Annotated in this window: 22 protein-coding genes; 12 read left to right on the top strand and 10 right to left on the bottom strand. The window is 53.3% G+C overall.

Annotation, left to right across the window (positions count from 1 at the left end):
• Positions 1–310: 310 nt before the first annotated feature.
• From B036_RS0123380 to B036_RS0123370, 3 genes are all read left to right on the top strand, one after another.
• Positions 311–1,564: a hypothetical protein gene (locus B036_RS0123380; protein ID WP_157472352.1), complete on the top strand. Its 1,254-nt coding sequence runs from the start codon at positions 311–313 to the stop codon at positions 1,562–1,564.
• Positions 1,565–1,712: 148 nt separating this feature from the next.
• Positions 1,713–2,816, top strand: a complete 1,104-nt coding sequence (locus B036_RS0123375) for a YHYH protein (RefSeq protein ID WP_020571175.1) — start codon at positions 1,713–1,715, stop codon at positions 2,814–2,816.
• Positions 2,817–3,036: 220 nt separating this feature from the next.
• Positions 3,037–3,810, top strand: a complete 774-nt coding sequence (locus B036_RS0123370; protein WP_020571174.1) for a DUF6090 family protein — start codon at positions 3,037–3,039, stop codon at positions 3,808–3,810.
• Between the two features lie 94 nt (positions 3,811–3,904).
• Here the strand turns inward: B036_RS0123370 and B036_RS0123365 are convergent, their stop codons facing one another.
• From B036_RS0123365 to dprA, 3 genes are all read right to left on the bottom strand, one after another.
• On the bottom strand, positions 3,905–4,183 hold the full coding sequence (locus B036_RS0123365; RefSeq protein ID WP_020571173.1) for a type II toxin-antitoxin system RelE/ParE family toxin: 279 nt from the start codon (positions 4,181–4,183) through the stop codon (positions 3,905–3,907).
• 111 nt (positions 4,184–4,294) lie between these two features.
• Positions 4,295–4,444, bottom strand: a complete 150-nt coding sequence (locus tag B036_RS34655; protein WP_169435092.1) for a transposase — start codon at positions 4,442–4,444, stop codon at positions 4,295–4,297.
• 111 nt (positions 4,445–4,555) lie between these two features.
• Complete coding sequence (gene dprA, locus B036_RS0123355) at positions 4,556–5,650, bottom strand: DNA-processing protein DprA (protein ID WP_020571171.1); 1,095 nt, start codon at positions 5,648–5,650, stop codon at positions 4,556–4,558.
• 293 nt (positions 5,651–5,943) lie between these two features.
• Between dprA and B036_RS0123350 the strand changes: the two genes are divergently transcribed.
• Positions 5,944–7,296 (top strand): cytochrome-c peroxidase, encoded by a 1,353-nt coding sequence (locus B036_RS0123350; protein ID WP_020571170.1) that lies wholly within the window; start codon positions 5,944–5,946, stop codon positions 7,294–7,296.
• Between the two features lie 311 nt (positions 7,297–7,607).
• On the opposite strand, the gene B036_RS0123345 is transcribed toward B036_RS0123350, so the two are convergent.
• Positions 7,608–8,039 carry a hypothetical protein gene (locus B036_RS0123345; protein ID WP_020571169.1) on the bottom strand — a complete coding sequence of 144 codons (432 nt, stop codon included), beginning with the start codon at positions 8,037–8,039 and terminating at the stop codon, positions 7,608–7,610.
• Between the two features lie 306 nt (positions 8,040–8,345).
• Between B036_RS0123345 and pyrH the strand changes: the two genes are divergently transcribed.
• From pyrH to B036_RS0123330, 3 genes are all read left to right on the top strand, one after another.
• Positions 8,346–9,062, top strand: a complete 717-nt coding sequence (gene pyrH / locus B036_RS0123340; protein WP_044103656.1) for a UMP kinase — start codon at positions 8,346–8,348, stop codon at positions 9,060–9,062.
• 270 nt (positions 9,063–9,332) lie between these two features.
• Entirely contained in the window at positions 9,333–11,060 is a 1,728-nt protein-coding gene (locus B036_RS0123335) for an ArnT family glycosyltransferase (protein WP_026232283.1), read from the top strand.
• A gap of 604 nt (positions 11,061–11,664) precedes the next feature.
• The gene (locus B036_RS0123330; RefSeq protein ID WP_020571166.1) at positions 11,665–12,615 is read left to right on the top strand and encodes a glycosyltransferase family 2 protein; all 951 of its coding nucleotides are present in this window, start codon (positions 11,665–11,667) and stop codon (positions 12,613–12,615) included.
• Between the two features lie 199 nt (positions 12,616–12,814).
• On the opposite strand, the gene B036_RS30720 is transcribed toward B036_RS0123330, so the two are convergent.
• On the bottom strand, positions 12,815–12,976 hold the full coding sequence (locus B036_RS30720; protein ID WP_157472349.1) for a hypothetical protein: 162 nt from the start codon (positions 12,974–12,976) through the stop codon (positions 12,815–12,817).
• Between the two features lie 176 nt (positions 12,977–13,152).
• Between B036_RS30720 and B036_RS0123320 the strand changes: the two genes are divergently transcribed.
• The 3 genes from B036_RS0123320 to obgE all read left to right on the top strand — a co-directional run bounded on the left by B036_RS0123320 (position 13,153) and on the right by obgE (position 15,299).
• Positions 13,153–13,443 carry an HU family DNA-binding protein gene (locus B036_RS0123320; RefSeq protein ID WP_406603401.1) on the top strand — a complete coding sequence of 97 codons (291 nt, stop codon included), beginning with the start codon at positions 13,153–13,155 and terminating at the stop codon, positions 13,441–13,443.
• Positions 13,444–13,641: 198 nt separating this feature from the next.
• Positions 13,642–14,223, top strand: a complete 582-nt coding sequence (locus B036_RS0123315) for an adenylate kinase (protein WP_020571163.1) — start codon at positions 13,642–13,644, stop codon at positions 14,221–14,223.
• Between the two features lie 38 nt (positions 14,224–14,261).
• Positions 14,262–15,299, top strand: coding sequence for a GTPase ObgE (gene obgE / locus B036_RS0123310; protein ID WP_020571162.1), 1,038 nt, complete (start codon positions 14,262–14,264; stop codon positions 15,297–15,299).
• Positions 15,300–15,493: 194 nt separating this feature from the next.
• Here the strand turns inward: obgE and B036_RS0123305 are convergent, their stop codons facing one another.
• On the bottom strand, positions 15,494–16,879 hold the full coding sequence (locus tag B036_RS0123305; protein WP_020571161.1) for a peptidoglycan-binding protein: 1,386 nt from the start codon (positions 16,877–16,879) through the stop codon (positions 15,494–15,496).
• 224 nt (positions 16,880–17,103) lie between these two features.
• On the opposite strand from B036_RS0123305, the gene B036_RS0123300 reads away from it, so the two are divergent.
• A complete protein-coding gene (locus B036_RS0123300) occupies positions 17,104–18,174 on the top strand; it encodes an App1 family protein (protein WP_020571160.1) in 1,071 nt (356 codons plus the stop codon).
• 386 nt (positions 18,175–18,560) lie between these two features.
• Here the strand turns inward: B036_RS0123300 and B036_RS0123295 are convergent, their stop codons facing one another.
• The 4 genes from B036_RS0123295 to B036_RS33780 all read right to left on the bottom strand — a co-directional run bounded on the left by B036_RS0123295 (position 18,561) and on the right by B036_RS33780 (position 24,525).
• Positions 18,561–19,139 carry a hypothetical protein gene (locus tag B036_RS0123295; protein WP_020571159.1) on the bottom strand — a complete coding sequence of 193 codons (579 nt, stop codon included), beginning with the start codon at positions 19,137–19,139 and terminating at the stop codon, positions 18,561–18,563.
• A 409-nt stretch (positions 19,140–19,548) separates the two neighbouring features.
• A complete protein-coding gene (locus tag B036_RS32565) occupies positions 19,549–20,412 on the bottom strand; it encodes a LytR/AlgR family response regulator transcription factor (protein WP_020571158.1) in 864 nt (287 codons plus the stop codon).
• 14 nt (positions 20,413–20,426) lie between these two features.
• A complete protein-coding gene (gene treS, locus B036_RS0123285) occupies positions 20,427–23,720 on the bottom strand; it encodes a maltose alpha-D-glucosyltransferase (protein ID WP_026232281.1) in 3,294 nt (1,097 codons plus the stop codon).
• 577 nt (positions 23,721–24,297) lie between these two features.
• Positions 24,298–24,525, bottom strand: coding sequence for a hypothetical protein (locus B036_RS33780; RefSeq protein ID WP_157472346.1), 228 nt, complete (start codon positions 24,523–24,525; stop codon positions 24,298–24,300).
• A 72-nt stretch (positions 24,526–24,597) separates the two neighbouring features.
• Between B036_RS33780 and B036_RS30710 the strand changes: the two genes are divergently transcribed.
• On the top strand, positions 24,598–25,779 hold the full coding sequence (locus B036_RS30710) for a tyrosine-type recombinase/integrase (RefSeq protein ID WP_020571155.1): 1,182 nt from the start codon (positions 24,598–24,600) through the stop codon (positions 25,777–25,779).
• Positions 25,780–25,967: the final 188 nt, after the last annotated feature.

The raw sequence follows: 25,967 nt of genomic DNA, 5'->3' as shown, positions 1-25,967 counted from the left end.
TCAGAGCTGGGTTTGGAATCGCCAAGGCTATGGTTTTGGGACAACCGCATGAAGCTGATGAGTATCGTCACCTTGGTCTATGACTTCATGCTCCAGATATTGCGCAACTGGAAAGGCTGGGTTCCTCTTTTTTTAAGAAATTACTGTCATAGAACTGGAAAGCGGTACCGAGATGTCTCGATACCGCTCTACAGACTTAGAATGGCCATCTCGATTTGCCTCACTTTAATGTGGGCTCAAAATTCGGGATGACTCATGTTTATATTTAAAGCGGATAAACTATCTCCAGATGGGCCCTAACCAGTCTTTTTTGCTTTCATGCTTCCTGCTCTGCCTCCTGTCAGGCTGCAACACTCAACAACAGCATCCAACCGGCGTTTACCTGTCTACTTGCTCGACGGAAGACGGCCGTCCTTATGACGGATTCATGATTTTTCAGGTTGACGAGGATAGCATTACCGTGAGACCCCTAAATGATTTTCTCCGAGGCAGCTCTACTCAAAGCCTCAAAATTCCGACTACTATATTCACCGAGCCTTTCATTTACGACTACGACGAAGTATTCGCTGATACGATTACAGCAACCATAACGGAAGCTGAATTGACCATGAAGTCAACGGGGATTTCAGACGGCGTAGAGGTAGCGAATCGCTTGAAGCACCAGTCCTTGAGAAAAGTTCACCTTGCCGATAATCGAATGGTAGCAAATAAGGTTTTTGAAAGGTGGAGCGACCGCTCCCGCTGGACGTTCAGCGCGGATAACCGACTGGAAGTAATGGACTATCAAAATAAAGACCTCTACGAATTTGAATACGTACAGCTCTATTCCATCGATAGTTTTGCCAACTATCGAATTTTGAATATTCATCCCAACCACAAGCAGAAGTATTTTATTAATGCCGTTACCAAGTCCTATATCGCGCTGGAAACAGTTGGATGTGTTTCCATATATGATACGTTACGGTACGTAAAGGATACGTTCATCGAAAGCATACTACCTCCGGCAGCTGTACTCGCTGAAGAAGCCAGATATGTTCCGAAAACCTATTCTACTTATTGGTACGAAACCTTATGGACGTTTACCTTCATGAATAACGGAATATTCAAATACCTGCCCCGTGGTCATTTCAGCTCCGGTCACTTATGGATGGGCAAATACCAAGAAAAAGACGGCGTAATTGACTTGGATTACAGAACGAGCGAATTCGCCGATTTTCGTCCGGCCAGTGATCCCATCCGGCTGTTCCGCTTAGATAGTAATAATCTGCGGTGGCCAAATGGTGCTCTGATTACCCGTAATGGAGCTGAAGAAGGAAAATGGGAAGATCTGTTTTATGAGCTTGTTGACGTGTGCAAGCAATTGGTTGCTGAGAATAAGTTTGGAGTATCCGACGAAACTTATCCTTACATCTCTGCTGAAATCATCGCTGTTAATCCTGAAGTCATGGTCAGGTTCAGACCGGGTAGTCGGCGAAACGGTAATTTAGCACCGCAACTTATTGATACACTTTCACTGGCAGAGATAAGGCAAATGTATCCATACGTAGCTCCCAGTTATAAGTGATATAACCGCCAGGCAAAGTTGGCAAGAACAAAGTATCCAGCTTCCCCATCCTGCCCCGCCCAAATTCTCTGAATTATTCAGCGAAAATGGGTAACCACCCAAAGGATTCAGCCCAAATCATGGTCCTACGAGTAATAAAACTCCCACCATGAAGACTACCGTTCTCTATACTCTTTTAATCCTCTTCGGAGCACTAAGCCTAACGCTTACCACCGCCTGCCAAGAAGACGATTCCTTCTGCCAGGAAACCACCTGGTACCGGGATACCGACGCCGACGGATTCGGCGATCCCGACACCAGCCAGGCGGCCTGCGAACAACCCGACGGCTACGTCGATAACAACACGGACGACGATGACGGAACCGCCTATGTCGTCAACGAGGTAGACGCGGCGCTGTTTATGACGGCCGACGGTAACGTTACGATCACCACCGTCGCCTGCACCCTCTCGGACGGAACGGAGACCGAATGTTACCAGATCACCTCCAACCATACCCCGACGGAACATGACATGGGCCCCTGGTGCCCCGAAACCATCACCGACGGCCCCGAAGCGGGCGGCCTGTGGATTGACAATGGCACTGTTTACAACGTTGACGGTCCCTTCATCGCTAACCTGGCGACCTTTTACGGCGACGACGGCTGGCGGATGTACGATGACGACGGTAACGTACGCCGTTTCACCACCCAGGAAGACTGTGAGCGGGGGGCCGACCCCAACATCGAAGACGAGTTCATGAATAGGTGCGCCCAGTGCCTGCCCGGCTGGGTGGAAGTGGAACAGACCTACCTGATCCCGATCCGGCCGGTCCGCCAAAGCACGGCTACCGAACTTGGCGACGGTCCCACGCTGGACCAACCCGGCGTAGACTACGGTCCCCTGGTTCGTGGCCTGGCTTTCAACGGCGTGCGTTTCGATCACCCGGCGGACCTGAACATCATCCTGAGGGGTTACCAGCTTGCGCCGGTCGATAACGCCGGTGGCCACATCAACAACCGACTGGGCTACCACTACCACGGAGACATGGGCGCGAGCACCCGGGTCGAGCAAACCGACGGCCACGCCGCCCTGATCGGCTACGCAATGGACGGCCACGGGCTCTATGCTCAACTCGATGCCAACGGCAACGAGCCTACTGGCCTGGATGATTGCCGGGGCCACTACGACGATGTCAGGGGATACCATTACCACGTTATGCCGCTGGCTAACAATGAACTGCTGGACTGTTACTACGGAGCCTGGGCGGAGTGAAGGCCACCCTGGCAGCGCGCTTTCCGGCGCTTTTGGCTATGGCTTGGTCTTTTGGGATGATTAGGGGGGAGGTCATCTGACGTAGACCATCCAGCCACGCCCGGTTTGGGTTACACCTCAGAGGACATTTAACCGACCAGTACCAACACAATAAAAGAACCATACGCTGCGAGCATCCGATTCCCTTGATCCATCTGTCCCTAAACAAAACATCAATTACATGAGAATCTTCAATCAGCTGAGAAGGCTTCAGATCGAAAAACAGAAGATCAAAAATTACGCCATCTACGCCCTGGGGGAGATCGTGCTGATCGTGGTCGGTATCCTCATTGCCCTGCAAATCAATAATTGGAACCAGGGGGTTAACGAAGCCAGGCAAAGGATGGACACCCTGGAAATACTACAGCAAACCTTTCAGGCCAACGATATCGAAATCGATCATGCGCTCACCGAATTTGATCGGGTGCTGAACATTACGAATACACGCATCCATCACTCCGGTCCGGAGGTAGGAGACCTCAGCGACAGTCTGATCAGGGTGGTACGTGAAATAGATTTCGTGAACCTAAGTCTGGTGCGGGGGGCGGATGTTTCCGCGCAAGATCTCTCGTTGATCAGTAGTGAGGTCAGGAACCTGTTACTGGAATATTACGCGGCCCACGAGGTATATAAACACTCGGAACAGAACGTGACATCGCTTACCCTGAAGCTGCGGGAGAACCATCAGCAATACGTCTCGCTACTGACCCAAGGTACCTACGAGGAAGCGTTTACGATCGAGGATCGTAATGTATTTCCGTCTGATTATGCCGGTTGGCTAAGTGACCGGGACAACCAGAACCTCTCCGTGGAGATAAAATGGAAAGCGAGAATATCCGTTGCGGGGCTGAAGAAGCTAAAGGGAATCAACGAAGTGATTCTGCGGACGATCTGGAATAAGCTGTACGGTACGGAAGGTGGCCAGGAAAGTGCGGTTGTGCTTTCCCGGTTCTAAATAAACGCCCGAAAATCAGGTAGCCGCCGGGATCGATCGTGGTGCCTTTCGGGAAAGCCCACCGTTGGGGCTAAGGCTTCATCCGGTCAGGGTCTTAACGGACATCGAAGACATCCGTAACGTTAATGTCTTTTTTAAAGACTTGGTAAATGACTTTGTAGAGTTCCCCAACCAGCAAGGAACGATGGCCAAGACCAAGTTCTTTCAGGTTCTCTTCCTCTGGTCCTAGTCGAGGATTCTTTTCCAGTTCGAGGGCGTGACCAATAATCTCCTTGGCCACTCGATTACCTTTTGCAGCATTGCCATTTCTGCGGAAGTAATCCCGGATTTTCCGGAGACGACGCAGTGCATTAAAGGAGAAGATCACCTTCATAGCTGCAGTTCCGTTTTGACCTGATCGAGAGTGTAAACCCGCCCAGCGGCAATGTCTTCTTCCGAGGCTTTCGCTCTGGCCACCAACTCGCCTACTGTCATTGGTTTTAAGTCAGCTTCGTAAGCGGCTACGAACTCCGCATCGGGACACGGTATTCGCTGAAACCCCATAGCGGTCGGCTAAATCCGCTACTTGGGTGTCTGGTTCGAAGCTCTGCTTAACTATCTCTAGCCGTTCTTCTTTCGTAAATTTCTTTCTCATTTTCGGCATTGGATCGAGTTGAATGGTTTAAAGGTAGCAACCTATTCAATCAGAAGTCACTGTCTGCTTTCGTGAGGAGCTCCAGATAGGACCCTCCGCAACTTAAGCACCTCACCCCCCCGCCAACCGATACCGATGCCCCGGCATAGTAGCGATCAAGCCTTTCATCTCCAGCATGAGTAATACGCTGGCGAGCTTGGCGGGTGGATGTTTGAGGGTAATGTGTAGCTCATCAATTTCTACGCCTTCCCGGTCTTTTAGCTGTTCGATGACGGCTTGTTCTTCCTGGTTTAGATCGTCGAAAAGGCGTTGTTGCCTGCCGGCAACGTGGCCTTTCCAGCCAAGGAGGTCCACGACGTCTTTGGCGGATTCGATGAGGTGCGCCCGTCCACTTTTGATCAGTTGGTTGCAGCCTTCGGTGAGTGCATCGCCACCTCGGCCGGGGCAGGCACCGACCTTACGGCCCAGTTCGTGCGCCATTCGGGCGGTAATCATGGAGCCGCCACGGTGGGCTGATTCTACTACGACGGTCAGGTCCGATTGCATCGCAACAATTCGGTTGCGGGCGGGGAAGTGATCTTTATCCGGCTTCATCCAAAAAGGATAGGCGGTGAGGACGCCGCCACCATTGTTGGCGATTTTTGTGGCGGTCTTTCCGTGCGCCTGGGGGTAAATACGATCAAAGCCGCTTCCCATCACCGCCAGGGTGGGCAGGCCGACCTGGAGGCACCGGCGATGGGCGTAAACGTCGACACCGTAGGCCAGCCCGCTTACGATCAGGGGGCTGAAATCCGTCAACGGATCCAGCAAACGATCGATCTGCCTGGCCCCGTTGGAGCTCATCTCCCGGGTGCCGACCACACCCACGGTCCGTGGGTTGTTCAGGTCTGCCTCTCCGAAATAATAAAGGATCGGCGCGGCACCGGTAAAGGGTTGTAAGCGGGTGGGGTAGTCGTCGTCGAGACAGCAATAGAGTTGTAACCCATACCGATCGGCATGTTCGAGAATGGCTTCGGCTTCCCGGAGGTGACGTTCATTGGCGGCGGCGAAGCCGGCCGCGGTGCGTTCGGCAATGCCGTCTACCGCACACAGCTCCTGCGTCCGCGCCCGCAAAACTTCGGAGGCTTCACCAAAGTGATGGATGAGTGAACGAAATAGCTTCGGCCCGATGTTTGGCACACGGCTCAGGGCGACCCGGGAGTACATATCCGGATGCATAATAAATAGAGTCAGGGATGTGGAAAATGTCGCGAAAAGTAAGGGCGGAAAACCGCGGGGTAAGACTTGATAAGTGCGCGACCAGGGCAAATGTAGGTAAAAACAACTAAAAGTTTTAATTTAAATCTAAATGATATTTATCATTCTATGGCAATACTATGACCTAAAGCGAAGGATATGGTTATATTTGCTGTCTGTTAGTGTAGGCACTAGTGCCCGGTATTCATTTGCGACCTATTTGCTGCCTTTTAAGTCTTTCCAATAAGAATTGTAATCTCCCCATGTACACCACTTTAACTCGAATCTCCCCCCTTTTTCTCTTGTTGGCGGTTTTCGCTACAGGATGCGTTCGTGATGAAGCGGTTTCCACTTCTGACACGGAACTGGAACGGACACTGATCCGACTCAGCGAAACGGGCAGCCTTGACGAATACATTTTGCCCGACGTCAGTAACCTGGCCGGCATACCTGCGGGCATCGGTAACCCCCTTACAGAAGAAAAAGTGGAACTGGGTAAACTGCTCTTCCACGAAACCGCCCTGGGCCGTGATGCGATCGACCCTACCATGCTGCGTACTTTTTCCTGCTCTACCTGCCACGTGGCCGAGGCGGCCTTTACGCCCGGCTCCGCTCAGGGTTTGGCTGATGGTGCTGAAGGTTTTGGACAGGCTGGCAGTGGCCGGGTGATGTCTGGCCTCTACCAGGAAGAAGATGTTGACGCCCAGGGAGCTCGCCCGCTTTCAATGCTTGGCGTAGCTTACGTTACCAACACCATGTGGGCCGGCCGTTTCGGCTCCAAAGGAGCCAATGCAGAAGTGGAGGAAGTTTGGGGCGTGTACGACCCCGCCACGGAAGTAAACCACCTGGGGCTTAATGGTCTCGAATCTCAGAACATAGAAGGCACCGTTACTCACCGTATGAGTACAGATGCCTATTTGCTTGATACGATTGGTTACCGCCGGCTTTTTGATCGGGCATTTCCTGACTTTGAAGGCGAGGCCCGCTATGGTCGCGTAGCCATGAGCTTTGCCCTGTCTGCCTACATCCGAACCCTGTTACCCAATCAGGCTCCCTGGCAAAAATGGTTGCGCGGTAATAAGGAAGCGATGACCGAAACACAGAAATCCGGTGCTAAGCTTTTCTTTGGCAAAGCCGGCTGCTACCGGTGCCACAACGGCCCGGCCCTTAATGGCAACACGTTCCAGGCAATCGGTGTAAATGATCTTGCCGAAATCCCCGGAGCCATAAGAACCAGCGTCGACGACACCAGGAATTTAGGCCGGGGAGACTTTACCCGTCGCTCCGAAGACATGTTCAAGTTCAAGGTGCCCCAAGTGTACAACACTAAGGACATGCCCTTCTTCTTCCACGGAAGCAGTAAGACCTCGTTACGGGAAGTCATCGAATACAAAAATGCCGGCGTACCGGAAAACGACCGCGTGCCCCGTGCCAATATCTCGGATTTCTTCCACCCGCTTAATCTCACAGAAACGGAGATCAATGACCTGGAGGAGTTTCTTGCTGAAGGACTACGTGATCCAAACCTGAACCGCTACGTGCCCGAACAGGTGCTTTCCGGAACTTGCTTCCCCAACAGCGATCCGCGTAGTAAGGAAGATATGGGGTGTGAGTAACTCGTAACCACTAAGGAATTAAGCGCCCTAAGTACTACACTAAGGAAAGGAACCATTAAGTGCATTCGGGCATTAAGGGTAGGTTCTCACGCATCATACCATACCACTGCTGGCCACATTAGATGATTCTGCTTTCGCACAGCGAACGTGGCCTGAACGAACGATTCCAGTTGGGGCGATTCCTGGCTCTAGTGGCGGCCCCACTAATCATTCCATTAACCTCGTGCGCCCGCAGTCGGGAAAGGAAAGCGGCCGTTAACGAGCGCGGCAAGCTGCTGCTTGGGGTAGCTGCTACTCACTAGCTGTACTACCTAATCAACGTTGCCAAATGCTATCGCCGACCATTCCAGGCGCGCTTCAATATTTCGTGAAGTGGTGATGCCCGGAAAGAATACGAGCTCTATTCGGACAAAATCGTTACCGAAAAAAAGCTCCTTGAAATTCAGTAGTCCCGGACTGAGATTGATGGTCTGGTCGCGGCGGCGAAAAAGGTCTCCCTGAGAAAACATGAGGAAAGAACGATCGCAACCTCCAGGCGTGCCAACGGGGCATGCCCTTAATTCAATGCGTTCGATCTCACTAAAATCTTCGCCGGTAAGAGAGACTACCCGTGCCCGAAAACCGCCATAAATATCTACATCGTCAGCGGTAACATTTGCCTCCAATAAGGCTTCCGCTATACTCGTGGGAACTATTTCCTGTGCGTTGACAAAGCTTTGAAAGTTAGGTTGGCCGGCGGGCATGATGATGTCGTCCCGTACGGGATAAGTAACCTCAAAAAGGCGGTCACCCGTTCCTTCCCGCTTACAGGCAGTGATGAGGAGCAGACAGGGCAGTACAAAGTAGAAATAACGGATAATGGCGCGGGGGCTTTGTTGTCAACGTTTAACGAAATTTTCCACGACGAAGGTATGGGGGTAAGATGATTTCCTGCCAGAGGGAAATGATGTACTTGTGGAGAACTCTCTGACTAATTGACTCTCTGACTGCTTGACTATTTTCCTACCTTAGCGCCGCCGACTAAGAACGGCCTCAAAATTCCCTGGATTATGGCTCTGAAGTACCGTCGTGTCATGCTGAAACTGAGTGGTGAAACCCTGATGGGGGACCAACAGTACGGCATTGACTCCAAGATGCTCACGTATTACACCAAGCAAATAAAGGAGCTTATTGAAATCGGCGTTGAAGTTGCCGTAGTGATTGGCGGCGGAAACATTTTCCGGGGGCTCTCTTCAGTTGAATCAGGCGTAGAACGTACACAGGGTGATTACATGGGCATGCTAGCTACGGTCATTAACGGCATGGCTCTGCAGAGCATGATGGAAACCCACGGTGTGTACACCCGGCTGATCTCCGCCATCAAGATGGAGCAGATTGCCGAGCCTTACATTCGTCGCCGGGCCATGCGGCACCTGGAGAAAGGGCGGGTGGTTATTTTCAGTGCAGGTACGGGTAACCCGTACTTCACGACCGACAGCGCAGCTGCGCTGCGCGCCAATGAGATTGGTGCCGACGTCGTCCTCAAGGCCACCCGGGTAGACGGGATTTACACCGCCGATCCGGAAAAGGACCCAACGGCTACGAAATACGAAGAGATCTCCTTCAAAGAAGTGATGATGAAAGGACTCAAAATTATGGATCAGGCAGCCTTTGCCCTCTGTGCAGAGAACAATATGCCCATCATCGTATTTGACATCAATGAGCCCACCAACCTGCGTCGCATCATTTTTGGTGAGAAGGTGGGGACCCTGGTGAAGAATGCTTAATGTACGGTTTCAGAAATACCCTAACTTATTCCGTACGGACGGGGCTTGCCCCTGTCCGTATCGGGATCCTGAAAACGCTTTATTCGTTCGCTTAGCGAACGAATAATCCCATCTTCTGCCCGTAGGGGCGGGGGCAAGCCCCGCCCCTACGGGCCCATTCTTTGTTCACGAAACTTCTGAATCAGCCCACCAGGGCGCTGTACCCCCCGCAACAGAAGACCAGCGACCCTGCAAATGGGAGCGTAGCAACCTACACCTTATCTTCGCGCCGTGCGTCGCAAGCTTTTTCTACTAAGTCTGGTTCTTCTCCCCGCAGCTCTGCTGATCCACCTCGGCATCATGGTCTTCATCGATGATGAAGCCATTCGCTCGCTGGTTGCCCAGGAAATGCTCTGGAGTGGTAATTACGTGGCGCCCACCATGCACGGAGATGCCTACCTCAATAAGCCTCCGCTCTGGAATTGGGTGTTGGCCCTGAGTTTTACGCTTCATGGAGAAGCCAGCGAATGGGCCGCCCGCCTGCCCACGGTGATCAGCTTACTTGGTTTTGCGGGGACCACTTATTTCTTTAGCCGCAAATACTTCCCCCGCTACCTGGCGGGGCTGCATGCCCTCACCGTCATCACCTGTGGGCGGATGTTGTTTTGGGACAGTATGCTGGCGTTGATCGACGTTACCTTCAGTTGGGTGGTGTATGCTCAGATCATGGTGTTGTATCACTATGCTTCCGGTCGGACGGCTACCCGCCGGAGCGAAGCTCCGGTAACGGGAGACATTGGGCCGGTTTCTTCAGCAGCAATTCCCAACTGGTGGCTGGCCTTTGGCATCAGCTACGCCCTAACCGCCGTGGGCTTTATGCTCAAGGGGCTGCCGGCCATCGTTTTTCAGGGGCTTACGGTCTTTGCCATTGTGGGCTGGACGCGCTCCTGGAAGCAATTGTTTCGCCCGGCCCACCTCCTGAGCGGATTGGCTTGTGTAGGCTTGTTGGCGATCTATTATTGGCAATACAGCCAGTACGTTGATGTGGGGCAGGTGGCCCAACGACTTTTTGTTGAAAGCGGAAAGCGAACGGCCGTTGCGCATGGCCTTCTGGAGTCGGTCAGGCACATTGCAGCGTTCCCGTTCGAGATGAGTTACCATTTTTTGCCCTGGACCTTTTTGCTGGTTTATTTGCTGCAACGGGGAAGCTGGCAACGGTTACGGAAGAACGATTTTGCGGCTTTCTGCCTGGTGGCCTTCCTGGTCAATATTCCGGTCTACTGGTTCTCGCCCAACGTATATCCTAGGTACCTGCTGATGCTGTTTCCGCTGCTGTTTGGCAGTCTGCTTTTTTTGCACGGGGAGCACAAAGTGGCGAAGACCCGCAGCTACCGGGGCCTGCGTTTTCTATTCCTGGGTCTGATGACCTTGTGCGCGGCAGTAATTCCCTTTGCCCCGTTGTTTCCGGAAACGGAGGTGGTGAGTTATGCCTGGCTCAAGAGCCTTACTTTGGGCGGGGCCGCAGGTGCCGTGGTTTGGTTGGCGTGGCGCAGTGATCGCAACCTACTCCTGTTGTTTGCCGTTTTTCTGCTCTTACTGCGGATCGGCTTCAACTTTTTCGTTTTGCCGCCGCGGGCGGCCGGAGATGAACGCGGTATTGCCGTAAAAGAAACCGCCTACACGGCCATGGAAAACCATACGCAGGATTCGGTGGCCATCTTCGGTTACACGCTGATCGAACCCGCCACGGGCTATTACCTGACGCAGGCACGGGGGCACGTTGTGCCCCGTAAGTGGAAAGACTTCGACCGGGAAACCTTCTACATCGTCTCCCCATTACAGTACCCCGACATCAAGATGGAGGCCACCGACAGTCTTTTCCTCCGGCACCTCTCCCGCCGCTATCCGGATATGGATACCCGCTACCCCGTTGGAACCCTCGTCAACCCTCCCAAGGCCTGGATCAATGGCGGTGAAGAACTACGGGACGGTATGGGGACGGGGGTGCCGATTGAGTGAGGAGTTGATGTGAGCTGAATGGTAAACCTATACCTGAAGGATGGAACACGATGACCCTCTTGATGTGGACTTATTGAAGAAGCCACATCAGAAAATTAATTTTGCGTTAGTAGCAATTGTCCCACTGATCGGAGGAGGATTGATAGGCTTGGTGGCCCTTTGTTGGGCTCTTTATGCGACCCGGACGGCTCGCTCGTAGGCTAGGGGCATCCGCCCGACGGCCCGCCTTCAACGCCGCTGGCGTTGACGCGTAGCCGTCCGACGGAAGGGGACTCTGTGCTGAAACTGTAAGCCCTGCCGTCTGGCTAAAAATTTGTGGCCCCTCTGCTTAATGCCTGAGTGCCCTTAATGGTTTCTCTCTCTCTCCTATTTCCTTAGTGTAGTTCTTACTTCCCTTAGTGTCTTAGTGGTTACTCTAAAGTTCTCGCTTAATGCCTGAGTGCCCTTAATGTTTCCTCCAACGCCCGCTCCTTGCTCTTTCAATCCCTTCCCCTGCACCTGCGGCCCCGCACAATAGTCAAACAGTCAGGTAGTCAATGAGTCAAATAGTGGCTGGAGACGCTCTGACTGCTTGACTCTCTGACTATCTCACTACCTTTGCGCCATGCTACTATCCGTTGTCGTAACCGTATATAATGAACTGGAGAACATCCGTCCCCTCATCAAGCGCATCAACGATGCGCTGACGGGAATGGAATACGAAATCATCTACGTAGATGACGGGAGTTCGGACGGTACCGTTAAAGAACTGAAAAGCATCGATGACCCGCGCCTGGTCGTCGTTGAGTTCAGAAAGAATTATGGCCAAAGCCTGGCGCTGATGGCCGGAATTGACATCGCCCAGGGGCAGTTCATCGCTACGATGGACGGTGACCTGCAAAATGATCCGCTCGACATTCCCGCCATGCTGGAGATGGTCCGTGACGAAGAGTGGGACCTGGTCGTTGGCGAACGCGTAAACCGCCAGGATGGCGCCCTGCTCCGGAAAATCCCCAGTCGTATCGCTAACTGGATCATCCGTAACCTCAGTGGTGTTCACTTGCGGGACTACGGCTGTGCACTAAAGGTATTCCGGACAGAAATTGCCAAGGATATGGGCGTCTACGGTGAGCTACATCGGTTCATCTCCGTATTGGCCAGCCTGGAAGGCGCGCGGATCACGCAAATTCCCGTGCGCCATCATGCCCGTCAATTCGGACAAAGCAAGTATGGCCTTGGCCGCACCTTCAAGGTCATCAGTGACCTGATGCTGATGCTGTTCTTTAAGAAGTACATGCAGAAGCCAATGCACCTCTTTGCACAGTCAGGGTTGGTCCTGCTGAGCATTGGCGTCATTATCAATGTCTACCTGCTGGTGCTCAAAATCATGGGGCAGGACATCTGGGGCAAACCAATCCTGATCCTCGGTGCCGTCCTTCTGCTCGGTGGCATCCAGCTGATCACCGTCGGCATCATTGTCGAGGTACTGATGCGTACCTATTATGAGAGTCAGAATAAGCGACCTTATCGGATTCGGGAGGTAATTAGACACGCTTCGCGTTTGGTAGAAGGGTAGACGCTTCGCTTGGTAGAAGATAGGCTGCTGCACGGCTCAGCTCGCTGCGGGCATTTTACCTCTACTAGCGTAGCGAGCAGCCCGCCGCACGAACGAAGTGAGCACTCCCGTGCGGTAGCACTACCCATTACCAAGGGCGAAGCCCGTCTACTGAGAAAAGGAGCACAGCGACTTTTTGTCTATAAAAGGCCCCCGGCCTTTAATTCATCTTCCGTCGCGTCTTCTTATCAAATAAGCCTGAAGAAGCCTTTTTCTTGGGCTGTCCGTTCTTCCTGACCTTGGTTTTTACGGTTTGCTCAATGGCTGCGCAGCCTGATTTGCGGGCACACCCCGTAGAAATAAGGGTGAGAGATGCCATCATTAGAATGATTAAAAAGTAAACCCGATGCTGTTTCATACGTTGTAGGGATTGTGCATTTGCCTTTGGAAACGCCAAAAATGAGCATTTACACACTAAAAAACCATTAAAAATCATTTTTTAGGCGGAAAATGTTGCAAAGGATACGCTCCTGACCAATCTTTGCCGCCCTTAATCATATCCAAAATCCTGAACCAATGAATAAAGGAGAACTTGTGGCGTCAATCGCCGAAAATGCCGGACTAACTCAAAGCCAGGCCGAAGCTGCACTCAGCGCCACCCTCGATGCCATCCAAGGCGCCCTGAAAGGCGGTGAAAGCGTAAGCCTCGTAGGCTTCGGTACTTTCTCAGCGAACGATCGCCCAGCTCGTGATGGTCGTAACCCACGTACGGGTGAGACGATCAAGATCGCTGCTAAGACCGTGGCTAAATTTAAGCCCGGTAAGAAGCTCAGCGAAGCGTTGAACTAAAACCACCCTGAAGTTGGCTTGCCAGCTTAGGAAAAACAGCGGCTCATCCCTTGGGGTGAGCCGCTTTTGTTTGTGCGCTATAGCGGAGGATTGTCGAGAATAGTTTAATTTTTACGATAAGTAGACTCAATAAGCCCCCTTCGTAACCAACCAGCCGCCGCCGGTGCCTTATCTTTGCAGACTATCAGCTATTCTACTATGTATAATTTGATTCTTTTTGGCCCTCCGGGATCGGGAAAAGGGACACAAGCAGCCCTGCTTGTTAAACAATATGGTTTTCTTCACATCAGCACCGGAGATATGTTCCGGTTCGAACTGAAGAACAATACGCCGCTTGGCCAGGAAGCGCGGGCTTATATGGATCGTGGGGATCTTGTCCCCGATGAGGTTACCATCGCGATGTTGCGTAAACGGGTGGAAGAAAACCCAGACGTTACCGGTATCATTTTTGATGGCTTCCCACGCACTGATCCTCAAGCTGAAGCCCTCAATGAACTGATGGTCGAGCTCGGCTCTCAAATCAATGCACTGATCCTTCTAGACATCAACCAGGAGGAGGTGATCAACCGCATCCTCGGCAGAGGAGCCACCAGCGGGCGGGCCGATGACCTGAAAGTAGATACGATTCGTACACGCTACGAAAACTTCATTAACTACACTAACCCGGTCTATGCCTACTACGACAAAATGGGCCTCGCCCACAAGATCGACGGCATGCAAAAGATTGTCCAGGTCGCAATGGCCGTAGACAATATCGTCGCACCCAAGTTAGAAGACTAAAATAAAACAGGCGGCTCAAGCCGCATTGTAACAATTATATGGCAAACGGTAATTTTGTAGACTACGTAAAGATTTACCTGCGCTCCGGTAACGGAGGCCCGGGGTCTGCGCATTTCTACCGGGCCAAAGGTATTACGCACGGTGGCCCCGATGGCGGCGACGGCGGTCGTGGAGGGCACATCATCCTGAAAGGGAATCGCCACCAGTGGACCCTGCTGGGGTTCAAATACCGCAAACACACCAAGGCCCCACACGGTGGCAACGGGAGTGAAAACCACCGGCATGGCGCCGATGGAGACGACGTGATCCTGGAGGTGCCATTGGGCACCATTGTACGGGATGCAGAGACCGGTGAGATCGAATTCGAAATGACCGAGCACGGAGAAGAAAAAATTCTCGTTCCCGGTGGTCGGGGCGGTAAGGGCAACAGCTTCTTCAAGTCATCGACCCACCAAACGCCGCGCTACGCGCAGCCCGGTGAGGAAGGCATCGAAACCTGGAAAATCCTTGAGCTTAAGGTATTGGCAGATGTCGGCTTGGTTGGCCTGCCCAACGTCGGTAAGTCCACCTTACTCTCCGTGGTATCCGCAGCCAAACCCGAAATTGCCAACTACGAGTTTACGACGTTGGTCCCTAACCTGGGCATGGTGCAATACCGCGACGATAAGTCTTTCGCCATGGCGGATATCCCCGGAATCATCAAGGGAGCCCATGAAGGTAAGGGGCTAGGACATCGTTTCCTGCGCCACATCGAACGTAACGCCACCCTGCTCTTCTGTATCTCCGCTGATGCCGATGACATGCAGGGCCAGTACGACATTTTGCTCAATGAACTCGAGCATTATAACCCTGAACTGCTGGACAAGCCGCGACTGCTGGCCCTTACCCGGGCTGATTTGGTAGATGAAGAGCTGAAGGAACTGCGCAAGGATGAAATCCCCAAGGGCATTCCTTACCTGTATATTTCTGCAGTAACCGGAGAGGGAGTGACCGAGTTGAAAGATCGCCTGTACCAGATGATTACCGCTAACCGGGAAGACGAGGCTGGTGAAAAGACCTCGATGGAAGAGGAATAGGAAATAATCACTCGTCGGCCGAGACGCGACGGAGGAGCTGGCTCGTCCGCCGAGTGATTTTGAGCAATGACCTCTCGGCCGACGAGTCAGGCCCTTCAGGCCGCCTCGGCGGACGAGCGGGCCAACCCTTTTACTTGGGATTCAAATCAATCCAGTTCAGACCTTCTCCACTTGCATCAGGTCATTGAGGGAGCCTACAGGAATCGATCCAGTTGTGCACCCGACAGATTTTGCAACATGGCTGTTGCCAGGTCTTTGGCGGCCATGGGCGAGAGCCCCTGGTCCATGTAATGATCTTCGAGCCGGACCTGAGATTGATAGTAACTTAGGCGGAAGGCGCTGAACATCTGTGCGTGCAGAGGGTCTTCGGTTGCCCAGTCTTCCAGGTTCGTCCAAATGGTGGTCGCCCAGTTGTTGACCCGGCTGGCGGCAGTTTCGTTGAGGGGTTGGCGGGCAACGGACAGCTGAGCACGTTGCTGAACCAGTTGGCGGGCCCGGGTGTCGTTGGCCATGCCGGCGGAGAGGTCTTCAGTTATGGCCAGTAACGTCTGTATTTCCGGCCACTGGCTGACGAGGTCACGACCACCTGCGGGTTCGGTGGCCATTTCGGTCAGTTTGCGGTACTTCCGGATCTCGGGCATACCGTCCCAGGCAGCCTGGTAAGCAGCAGCGGTACCTGGGCCGTAGTACCCGTCAACTTCACCGGAGTAATAACCTTTTTCCTTAAGGACACGCTGAAGGTCAGCAGAGCTAAGGCGTTTGATCTTCCCATCGATGGCAGGAAGATTGGGCGCGTTTGCTCCGGCTGGCAGGGAAAAGGAAGCAGCGCCGGTATTGGGTGCTGCAGTTACCGGAGGGTTGTAGGGCTGGGGGCTGTTACTGCTGAGCGGCGGATTATAGGTCGTCGGAGCGCTGGGGAGCGTCCCCTGCGTGGAAGGCGCGGCGCCGCCACTACCAGCAGATACGGGGTTTGGCGACGGGGAAAGTGGGACCTCAGTGTTCTTAGCCGTCTGTAAGGAAAGGGGGATGAGGGGCTTTTTGATCCCGGTCTCAAAGGTCGTGATGGGAACCAGCCGGACATTGTTGATGCTGCGGACAAAGGCATCGGTGTAGCCAAGTGCCCGGATAGCGGGGAGAAAATTTGCTGCGGTGCGGGCATCGGGGTAAATACCGGTCAGCACCTTGGTGGTACCGTCTACCGTTTCTACATAAAGCTGGCCGGCACGTTCCAGGGTAGCCCAATCGATTGGGCGGGTGCCGGAATACAGGGCGATCTGGATGACCGTTACGGACTGGCCGGTGGCGGAGGAGAGCACGAATGCCTGGGCGTTACGAAAGCCGTTGGCCGCCATGGTCCGGGCGGTGGTCATCGCTTTGACCTGATCACTGAAATGCCCAACGTATACATCGGTGGTGTTGTCCGCTCCGGAGATGCCGTAGATGAAGCCCTGCGCTTTGAGCGCGGTAAAGTCATCAGCTTTTACGTCTCTGAAAGTACCCACCTTGATGGTATAGAGGTCCTGGGCATAAGTCGTGGTAACGAGGCAGCAAACCAATAATAGCAAGAATAAATTTTTCATATCTGGGCTTTTGGAATCAGTAGTATTTGGTATAAAAGTGTGGTAAATCCCAAATTTACAACTTGGGATATAACGGTTGTTGAAATTGGTCTGGTATTTGTCCGCATCTTAGCCGGCATAATTCCGAGGCGAGGCCGCAGGTGCAAAGAAATCCCTTAAGAGCAATGTCGGAACAGCTTCGTTGTTGCGGAGAACACTGGATGGTAACTATCCGTTAACCAAATATGCCCATAAAAGACACCCTCAGCTCCCTAGGAAAAATGGCCCACCGAGAATGGGACGAGATAGTTGATCGCCTCGGTTGGGGACGGGACAAACCCGTCTCCGTGGTGAATTACATCGGCTTTGGCCGTGAAGACTACCTCTACCTTACCGGCCGGGTATTGCGTGACCGTGGCATCAGCCGCGAAGAGCGGGATAACCTGCTGGACAATGTGGTCAATAATTTCAAACGATTCAACAGCCGGGAAGTCCGTGGGGCAGAGGTGGAAATCACCTGGGGAGACCATGCCTTTAACCGCACTACCGACAGCGAAGGCTACTTCCACGTAGAGCATAATTGCCTGCCCGACGGCCACGTGCACAGCGATCATAAACTCTGGCAAGAGGCGAAGGTCAAAGTTGTCAGCATTCCCCGGGAAGGAGACCCTGAGGTCATTTCTCATTCCGACGTGGTGGTGCCTAAGTTCGCAGAGTTCGGCGTCATCAGCGACATCGACGATACCATTCTCCAAACCGACGTTACCAGCCGGTTGAAGTTGAAGACCATGGTACATACGTTACTGAAAAACGCCGGGAACCGGCGTGCCTTCTCCGGTGTCTCCGATTTTTATCAGGCACTTTCCTACGGGCCGGATGGCGAGGGTTTCAACCCCTTCTTCTACGTCTCCAATTCCCCCTGGAACCTCTATGACCTTTTGCTCGACTTTCTTCACCTCAACCACTTCCCCAGAGGCCCCGTGCTCCTGCGCGATTTCGGCTTGCCTTCAGAAGACAGCATCACTAACTACAAAACGCATAAGGCGGACATGGTCGGTAAAATACTATCGACTTACCCGAATATGTCCTTCATCCTGGTCGGAGACTCCGGCGAGCACGATACGGACATCTACCTCGAAGCCGCCCGAAACAATCCGGACCGCATCATGGCCATATACATCCGGGATGTGCAGCATGAGCGTCGCGCGCAGCGCATCGAAGAGTTGATCGAAGGAGTCAGCGGAATCGAAGTGAAACTTGTGGGGAGCTACGAAGAGGCTACTGCGCATGCACGCGCTAATGGATGGATTGTATAGTTGGAGGTAGGTTGGTTAGAATTTCAGGCAAGGGCGGTTTCTAGGAAGCGCTCGCCGGCCGAGACGCGACGCAGGAGCTGGCTCGTCCGCCGAGAGGTTCCGGCCTTTCAAGACCCACTCGGCCGACGAGCCAAGCTGCGCAAGTCTCGGCGGACGAGCTAGAGAATGCTGGCAAGTTCAAATTCTAACCACCCTAAATCGGAGGCATCGAGCGAGACGAGTTTTTGGATGGTACAGGTTCATCAGAGTCGTAAATCACGAAAATGCCAAGGAACCGGTTACTTGAACATCCTAAGTCAGAAGGTTAACGCCCGGTGAATAGTGAAGCCCCCCACCTTTCCTTCCTTGCTCCATTCAACCCTTCCCCAGCACCTGCGACCCCGCCCTTATTCTCCAATACCCTTTCTGGTGCACTCTATTTTCCAGGAAGGAAAAATGATTGATTCGTCTTTGCTAACCCAGGCGCCAACCCAGTGGTATCCGCTTTCGCTAATGTCGTGGAAGCGAAGACGGAAGGTCCCTTCGGCTCCGTTTGGTGCATTTTGCTCCCGCGAGAAAATCAGTTCTTCTCCAGTTGCGCCGCCGGTCCAGTGGGGGAGTGGTGCTTTTGGAGCGTTGGCGTAGTAATGAACGAGCCAGGTCTCCTGCTCGGGATCGTACTGGCGGATGCTGCCAGAATGCTTCCCGTCAGCCTTGAGGGTCTCGTCCTGTACGGCGAAACCGTTCATGATGTATTTAAACGTCCAGATCATATCTACCGGGTCGGCCCAGGTGCCGTCGGGTAGCCGGGAAGTGGACTTGCAGGCGCATTTTCCGATTAGTGGCGCGAAGGCTTTCACCGCTTCCGGCGCTTCCGGATTTGGTTGTCCGTAAGGATGTGCTTCAGTTACGTCGTACAGGTACTGGCCCGAAAGAAAACCCGGGATGAGCATAAGTGCCAGGGCAATAATGATGTTTTGGCGCATTGGAAAGCGTATTGGTGATGCCCCAAATTAAAAGGTAAAGCTTGGCGATTCCAAGCAGTTTGCAGTGAATGAAGTTGTTTTTGCAGCGGATGAAGAGATAATGGAGCGCCGATCCAAGAAACCCCTTTCGAAGCCTCCTCGTGGGGTAAGGATAACGCATCACATTAGAATAATTTCTAATTCATTGGTTAAATGTACAGCAGTTGCAAGGTCCCTTATTGAACGTATCCTTGCTCTGCCGGGGGCGTTCTTTTGTCGCAACAAAAGAACCAAAAATGCCGGACTGTGTCGGTGGCTGATCGGCTAACGAAGTCCCAAAAGCCTAAAAGAAAAAAAACTCGCGCCGAAACTCAGTGCCCTGCGTCTAAGCTTTTCGGCCAACAACGCCCGAAGTCAATCGATTTATTTCTTAGCGTAGCCGCTCCCCCCCAAAGTATTCTTTTACCTTTTTCAGCTTGCTCTTGGAAACAGGAACTAATGTTCCATCCTCCAGTAAAAGCGCCGGTGTATCCGTGTTGAATTGCGTTACCGCCTTACGATTAATGATGAACTTACGGTGTACCCGCATGAAGTGATCGGGGAGCTTTTCCAGGAGAGCTTTCAGGCTCTTACGCATCACGTACTTCCGCCCGTCGGCCAGGTAGACGTTCACGCAGTAATCATCTGCCGCAATGTAATGGACGTCTTCGAGGCTAACCACACTAACCTGGCTGCCCGACCGGATGGTTAAAATACTCTCCTGAGGCTGATGGGTTTTACTTAATTCCCGAAACAGGGCTTTGTCCTGCTGCCGAAGATCCCGCAGAGAAGTTACTTCCACCAGCAATTCCTGGTTGAACCGGTAAAGTGCGCTGATCCAGCACACACCGATATAACCCAGGGTAAAAAGCGGGGCCTTTTGGAAAGTGAAAAAGGCCAGATACTCCGTAAAAAAATAGGACCAGGAAAACGCAATTGCTCCGCCGAAGGGAAAGGCAATCAGCGCAACGAGGAACACGTCCAGTAAAACAATGCTGCCGATCAGCAGCGCGTAGTACAATAGCTTTAACGAAGAACTGTTGGTGCGGGGCACCAGTCGGCGAGCCGCCAGCACCAACGGAACTGCCATCACCAACCAGATCAGCCAACGGTAGACCTGCCTTTGCAGGAGGAAGAGGAAACGAACGTCCTCCGCCAGGTCAAATTTTCGGACGTAGTAGAGTTGCTGCAATGTCTCGAACAGAATGACCAGTGCGATCAGGCCGACAACCGTGCCGATGGTCCTTCGATTCATGGCCAGCAAAACCCTTAGTCTTCAAGCAGTTCAAGCACACCGCGCAAAGGAATCTTTACTTGCGGCAGGCGGTAGTTGAGGTCATACCGCAGTTCTTGCAGGGCCTTTTCAATTCTGAAGGTGTCCAACAATACTTCCAGATCCGCTTCATCGGCCGGGAGCAGACGGGTGTCCGAGGTAGCTTTACGGTAGGCGGTCAGGAACTCTGCGGAGAGGTAGCGGCTGGCGGTGCGCAGCCAGTCTTCCAGGTGATCGGCCGTTTCCTCCCGGACGCTGGACGAAAGGTCTTCAAATACGAGGCCGGTGGCATAGCTGATGCTCCGCATCAGGTTTGCCAGGTCCTTGGCCGGGCTGCGACGCAGCGTGCGTTGGCTGAAGGTCCGGTCGGGGTCACCGTCGAAGTTTTGAATGATGAACTTATCGTCACTCATCGCCACCTGCTCCAGGGTGAAGTCTCCATGGATGCGGATTTTATCCGATTCGATCTTATGGGTGAATACGCGCTTGAGCTTGGTGTGGATCAGGGCTTCCTGTTCAATCAGCGCTTCGGCGAGGCCAGCAGCGTCTTCGTCCAGAAAGGGGATTGATTTTTTGAGTAAATCGATCGTTCCCCGCACATCTCCCTTAAGGCCGGCATATACGCTGCGTTGGTAGTGTAAAGACAGGGCTTCGCGTTCAAAGGTTTTTTGCCCGACCACGTCGTTCATTACCGTATGGTAAGCCGCGATGGTCCGGCCCAGATCGGCCAGTTTCGTAATGAACGGTGCGCCGAGGATTTCCTGGATGGTCTTTGGCATATCCCGGTACCGCACCTCATCGGTAACGGAGATCTCCTCCGGCTTCGCCGCCGGGCTTTCCCGGGTAGGTTGTTGCAAACGGGCCAGTACGTCCTCTCCAAAACGGTTGAGGTTGTTGCGTACATAGTCCCAGGCAAGGCCCTCGCTACTGATGCGGTTCTCGAAGATGGCCAGGGTGGCATTCATCGCTTTACCCGGGGAGAAGTGGAGGCTACCCACCAGGCTCGGCGCATTGCCATAACTGCGGCGGTTAAGCATTCGCTTCACTTCCAGGTCCGGAGCGTCGCCCACGTGAATGCGGCGGTAGAATTTGATGTTGAAATCCTTGCTGTGCAGCAGGAAGTACTCCGTGCCGGAATGCACCGGCTTTAGTTCCTGTGTTGAGGCCATTAGCATACTGTCGTTAGCCCGGAAGCTGACGTCTTTGAGATCGCCTACGTCCTGGAAGCCGTTGGCCAGGGCAACACGGAATTCATCGTCGGCCAAAGCGTCGATCATGACTAAATCTCCCTCGTCGGCAGTGACCCGGCAGATGGCCTCTTCGCGTTTGCTGTAGTCCACGTCTTCCCGGTAATGGTGGAAGGCCAGTGGTAGCTGAATTATCTCAGGCAAGCCCTCGAGGTAACTGACTTGCAGGAACAACCAGGCGAAGTGTCGCCCACCGCCATAATGCATCCGGTAATCGGTGATGTTGACACTCTCCAGCTGCTCTCCCCGGGTACCGATCCAGTTGGTCGATTTTAGAAATACGGGTAATACCTTCTTTTCCAGGGTCCGCAGGTTAGCCCGTTCGAAGAGTCCCTGCAGGGCACCCGTGGTCAGGGCGGCATCACTTAGGTTACGGTTATCGGAATCTGCACCAGCACTGCTTTCCAGTTGCAGCCAGTAATAGCCGTGGCCGCCAAGGGTTACGGGGTACAGGTCACGCTCCACGTCGTTGAAGTGCGTCTGGCCAAATACCTCTTTCACCCGGCTGCCTTCATAGTCGCTGAGGTCGAGGTCCACTGATTGTGAGTGGCGGCTCAGGTTGATGACCACCGCTACTTTTTCGCCTTCGTATTCCCTGATGAAGGCCAATACCCGGCCATTGTCGGGTTTCAGCCAGGTAATACTTCCCCGGCCAAATACCTGGAAACTCTTCCGCTTGGCCAGCAGGCGCTTGGTCCAGTTCAGGAGGCTATTGGGCGTTTGCTGCTGGCGTTTTACGTTTACCCACCGGTAGCTATACTCCGTGTCCCGGATGACGGGCAGGTACAAGCTGTGCGGATTGGCGTGGCTGAACCCGGCGTTTTCCTCATTATTCCACTGCATGGGCGTGCGTACGCCGTCGCGGTCTTTCAGGTAATAGTTATCGCCCATCCCGATCTCGTCGCCGTAGTAAAGTACCGGTGTGCCGGGCAGGCTGAGCAGGAGGACGTTGAGCAGTTCGATCTTGTTCCGGTCGTTGTCCATCAAGGGGGCCAGGCGACGGCGGATGCCGACGTTGATCCGGGCGTTCTTGTCCGGCGCGTAGGTGTTGTACATGAAGTCCCGTTCTTCCTCCGTCACCATTTCCAGGGTGAGTTCGTCGTGGTTCCGCAGGAAGGTCGCCCACTGGCAGTTTTCGGGAATGTCGGGCGTTTGGTCGAAGATGTCGGTGATCGGGTGTCGGTCTTCCAGTTTGACGCTCATGTACAGGCGGGGCATCAGCGGGAAGTGGTAGTTCATATGGCACTCGTCACCGTCGCCGAAGTAACTGGCGCTGTCTTCGGGCCACATGTTGGCCTCGGCGAGGAAGAGGGCGTTGTCGTAGTTGTCGTCAACGTGCTTGCGCAGTTTTTTCAGGAAGACGTGCGTTTCCGGCAGGTTCTCTCCGTTGGTCCCCTCGCGCTCGAAGAGGTAGGGGATGGCGTCGAGGCGGAAGCCGTCGATGCCCATCTGCATCCAGTAGTCGAGTACTTCGAAGATCTCCCGTTGTACGTCCGGGCTGTCGTAGTTCAGGTCGGGCTGGTGGCTGAAGAACCGGTGCCAGTAAAACTGCTTGGCTACGGGGTCCCAGGTCCAGTTGCTGGTCTCGGTATCCGTGAAGATGATGCGGACGTCCGGCCACTTTTCGTCGGTGTCGCTCCACACATAGTAGTCCCGTTCCTTACTGCCCTCGGGCGCGCGCCGCGCGCGCTGGAACCAGGGGTGCTGATCGGACGTATGGTTGATGACCAGCTCGGTGATCACCTGCAGGCCGCGCGCATGGGCGGCGTCCAGAAAGCGCTTGAAATCGTCTACGTTACCGTAGGCTTCAGAGACCTGGTAGTAGTCCTGAATGTCGTACCCATCGTCGCGCAGCGGGCTGGGATAGAAAGGCAGGAGCCAGATGGCGGTGATGCCCAGTTCCTCCAGGTAGTCGAGCTTTTGTTCGAGGCCGGCGAAGTCTCCAATGCCGGTGCCATTACTGTCGTAATACGCCTTGATGTTCAACTCATAAATGATGGCATCTTTATACCATAAGGGCTCGCGACGGTAGGTCTTACTCATATTCTTGTGCTTTCGTTGGATCGTTTCCAGCTGTAACAACGCAAACGATTGGGACTTGTGCAATTCTTTGGGGAAAAAGAGGCAACTATTATGCAGAAGGGGGCGGGGCCGCAGGTGCAGGGAAGGGTGGTGAAGGAGCAAAGGGGGAGGGGTGGGGAATCACCACTAAGGCACTGAGGGCACTAAGGGCTACACTAAGTTGAGCAGCGTTGGAGTAACCATCTAAGGACATTATAGGCTGCTTCGCAGCCAGGGCGTTGGAGCTTGTGTTGGAGTAACCATTAAGGTATTAAGACTGCTTCGCAGTTTGGGCCATTAAGGAAATTAAGGTGGGAGGGGTGTTGGAGCTTGCGTTGGAGTAACCATTAAGGATAAGGTGTCTAATCTGTAGCCTTTGAGCCGTAACGGTTTTTGGATTATAAACGCGAAGCGTTTTCCTTAGAAAGCCCCTCTCCGTTGAGCCTCAAGCGAGCATGAAATACTGCGCAGCAAAACTTGCCGGAGAGGGGTTTGGGGCAGGGCTTCCGCATACTCCCCTGAATTGGCTTGGGGAAACGTTTGGATAGGCTGAAAATCGTTAATTCTTGCCAAAAAACACTGTCGAAGGGTCATCCCTCTCCGGGGGAGAGGGACCGAGGGAGAGGCGACTTGGGCGTATGCGGAAGCCCTGGGGGTCAGGGGTGAGGTTGCTACGAGGGCCGTCGGGCGGATTGGTTTCCAGGCCATCCGTAGCAGCAGATGGGCCCCGGTACCACCTCGGTTTCCCGGCATTTATGCTGGAAGCTTTAGCCGTTTGTAAACGCATATAAACGTAAGTAAACGGATAAATAACGACTAACTCACTACCAGCCTCGCTTCTTTGTGGCAAAAGAAGCAAATGGAACGAATACTGATCAGTAAGGAATGGGACCGGGATTACCCCTTCTACACCTTCAAACCCAAAGGCTACGTCGATAACTTCTGCGAACGAACTTCAGCGATGGTGGGTATCGCTTTCGATAAGCGGCGCGGCAGGTGGACGGCGCCGGCCGGAGACGCGAGCGTGGCGTATCTGCAAAGGACATTCGGGAACGACTGCCTGATTTGGCGGAGTGGGGCGGGAGGTGCATCCGGAGACCGGGGTGGCAACCGCACCTATGCCCCTGCCCGAAAACCGGCGGAGCGAAAATCCGGGCAAAAAAACCGGCAGCCCAAAGGGCCGCCGGTGGAACTGCCCGGGCACTGGCAGCTGGCGCTGCACCGGACGGAGGAGCAACTGAAGGTGCGGCGGTATAGTTGGCGGACGGTGAAGAGTTATTTGAATCACTTGAGGCAGTTTTTTGCTGCTCATCAGTCGCTTATATTACCACAGATCACTTCTGAGGTAATCCGAACGTACATAGTTGCCAGGGCGGAACAGGGGAATTATGCGGAGGCTACCCAGAACCAGTTACTCAATGGCATAAAATTTTGGCTGGAACAGGTAGAGGGGCGAGAAAAGGCCTTTATCGACCTTCGTCCCAAAAAGAAGCAGCAACTTCCCAACGTACTCAGTATGGAGGAAGTAGGCAAGTTATTCAAGGCTACCACGAACCTCAAGCATCGATGCATTCTGATGACCATTTACAGTGCAGGATTACGGTTAAGTGAGGTCTGTAATTTACGTATCCAGGACATCCATTCGGATCGTGGTCAAATTTTCTTTCACGCTGGAAAAGGAAAGAAGGATCGTTATACGACTTTGTCCCAAAGTCTGCTGGTTGAACTAAGACTTTATTTTGTGGAATACCAACCCAAGTATTGGCTATTTGAGGGGCAGACCGGCGGTGAGTACAGCGTTAGGAGCGTCCAGGCTATTTTGAGGAAGGCCGTTGATAAAAGTAAGATCAATTCCTACGCTACGGTACATACCTTGCGACACAGCTACGCTACTCATTTGCTGGAAGGAGGTACCAGTCTTCGCCACATACAGGAATTGTTGGGTCATGCCAGCAGTCGGACGACCGAAATTTACATGCACGTAAGCAACGAAGAAAGCGCGCGGATCGTAAGCCCGCTGGACCGCCTGAAAAAGGAGTAATGACCGCTGGTTGGCGTTGCGTAAACACTGCAGGATAATGCTTCGTTAACGACAACCCGCCGGTACCCGACAATGAATGATGCTGTTTTGAATAGGTTGCGTAAACACTGCGGGATTTGGTTGGATTTGCGTATGTTTGGGGAGGCAGATAGTTGCTGTTTACGCATGTTGGCGGGTAGCGTGTTGTT

This window comes from Neolewinella persica DSM 23188, assembly GCF_000373105.1.
Classification (GTDB): Bacteria; Bacteroidota; Bacteroidia; order Chitinophagales; family Saprospiraceae; genus Neolewinella; species Neolewinella persica.
The sequence above is the reverse complement of the archived record's forward strand: the minus strand, read 5'-3'. Positions and strand labels throughout refer to the sequence as shown.

Bases quoted from the DNA above. Each gene is read 5' to 3' on its own strand.
- B036_RS0123375 (WP_020571175.1), top strand. From the start codon at position 1,713: ATGAAGACTACCGTTCTCTATACTCTTTTAATCCTCTTCGGAGCACTA.
- B036_RS0123370 (WP_020571174.1), top strand. From the start codon at position 3,037: ATGAGAATCTTCAATCAGCTGAGAAGGCTTCAGATCGAAAAACAGAAG.
- B036_RS0123365 (WP_020571173.1), bottom strand. From the start codon at position 4,183: ATGAAGGTGATCTTCTCCTTTAATGCACTGCGTCGTCTCCGGAAAATC.
- B036_RS34655 (WP_169435092.1), bottom strand. From the start codon at position 4,444: ATGAGAAAGAAATTTACGAAAGAAGAACGGCTAGAGATAGTTAAGCAG.
- dprA (WP_020571171.1), bottom strand. From the start codon at position 5,650: ATGTACTCCCGGGTCGCCCTGAGCCGTGTGCCAAACATCGGGCCGAAG.
- B036_RS0123350 (WP_020571170.1), top strand. From the start codon at position 5,944: ATGTACACCACTTTAACTCGAATCTCCCCCCTTTTTCTCTTGTTGGCG.
- B036_RS0123345 (WP_020571169.1), bottom strand. From the start codon at position 8,039: ATGCCCGCCGGCCAACCTAACTTTCAAAGCTTTGTCAACGCACAGGAA.
- pyrH (WP_044103656.1), top strand. From the start codon at position 8,346: ATGGCTCTGAAGTACCGTCGTGTCATGCTGAAACTGAGTGGTGAAACC.
- B036_RS0123330 (WP_020571166.1), top strand. From the start codon at position 11,665: ATGCTACTATCCGTTGTCGTAACCGTATATAATGAACTGGAGAACATC.
- B036_RS30720 (WP_157472349.1), bottom strand. From the start codon at position 12,976: ATGATGGCATCTCTCACCCTTATTTCTACGGGGTGTGCCCGCAAATCA.
- B036_RS0123315 (WP_020571163.1), top strand. From the start codon at position 13,642: ATGTATAATTTGATTCTTTTTGGCCCTCCGGGATCGGGAAAAGGGACA.
- obgE (WP_020571162.1), top strand. From the start codon at position 14,262: ATGGCAAACGGTAATTTTGTAGACTACGTAAAGATTTACCTGCGCTCC.
- B036_RS0123305 (WP_020571161.1), bottom strand. From the start codon at position 16,879: ATGAAAAATTTATTCTTGCTATTATTGGTTTGCTGCCTCGTTACCACG.
- B036_RS0123300 (WP_020571160.1), top strand. From the start codon at position 17,104: ATGCCCATAAAAGACACCCTCAGCTCCCTAGGAAAAATGGCCCACCGA.
- B036_RS0123295 (WP_020571159.1), bottom strand. From the start codon at position 19,139: ATGCGCCAAAACATCATTATTGCCCTGGCACTTATGCTCATCCCGGGT.
- B036_RS32565 (WP_020571158.1), bottom strand. From the start codon at position 20,412: ATGAATCGAAGGACCATCGGCACGGTTGTCGGCCTGATCGCACTGGTC.
- treS (WP_026232281.1), bottom strand. From the start codon at position 23,720: ATGAGTAAGACCTACCGTCGCGAGCCCTTATGGTATAAAGATGCCATC.
- B036_RS33780 (WP_157472346.1), bottom strand. From the start codon at position 24,525: ATGCGTTTACAAACGGCTAAAGCTTCCAGCATAAATGCCGGGAAACCG.
- B036_RS30710 (WP_020571155.1), top strand. From the start codon at position 24,598: ATGGAACGAATACTGATCAGTAAGGAATGGGACCGGGATTACCCCTTC.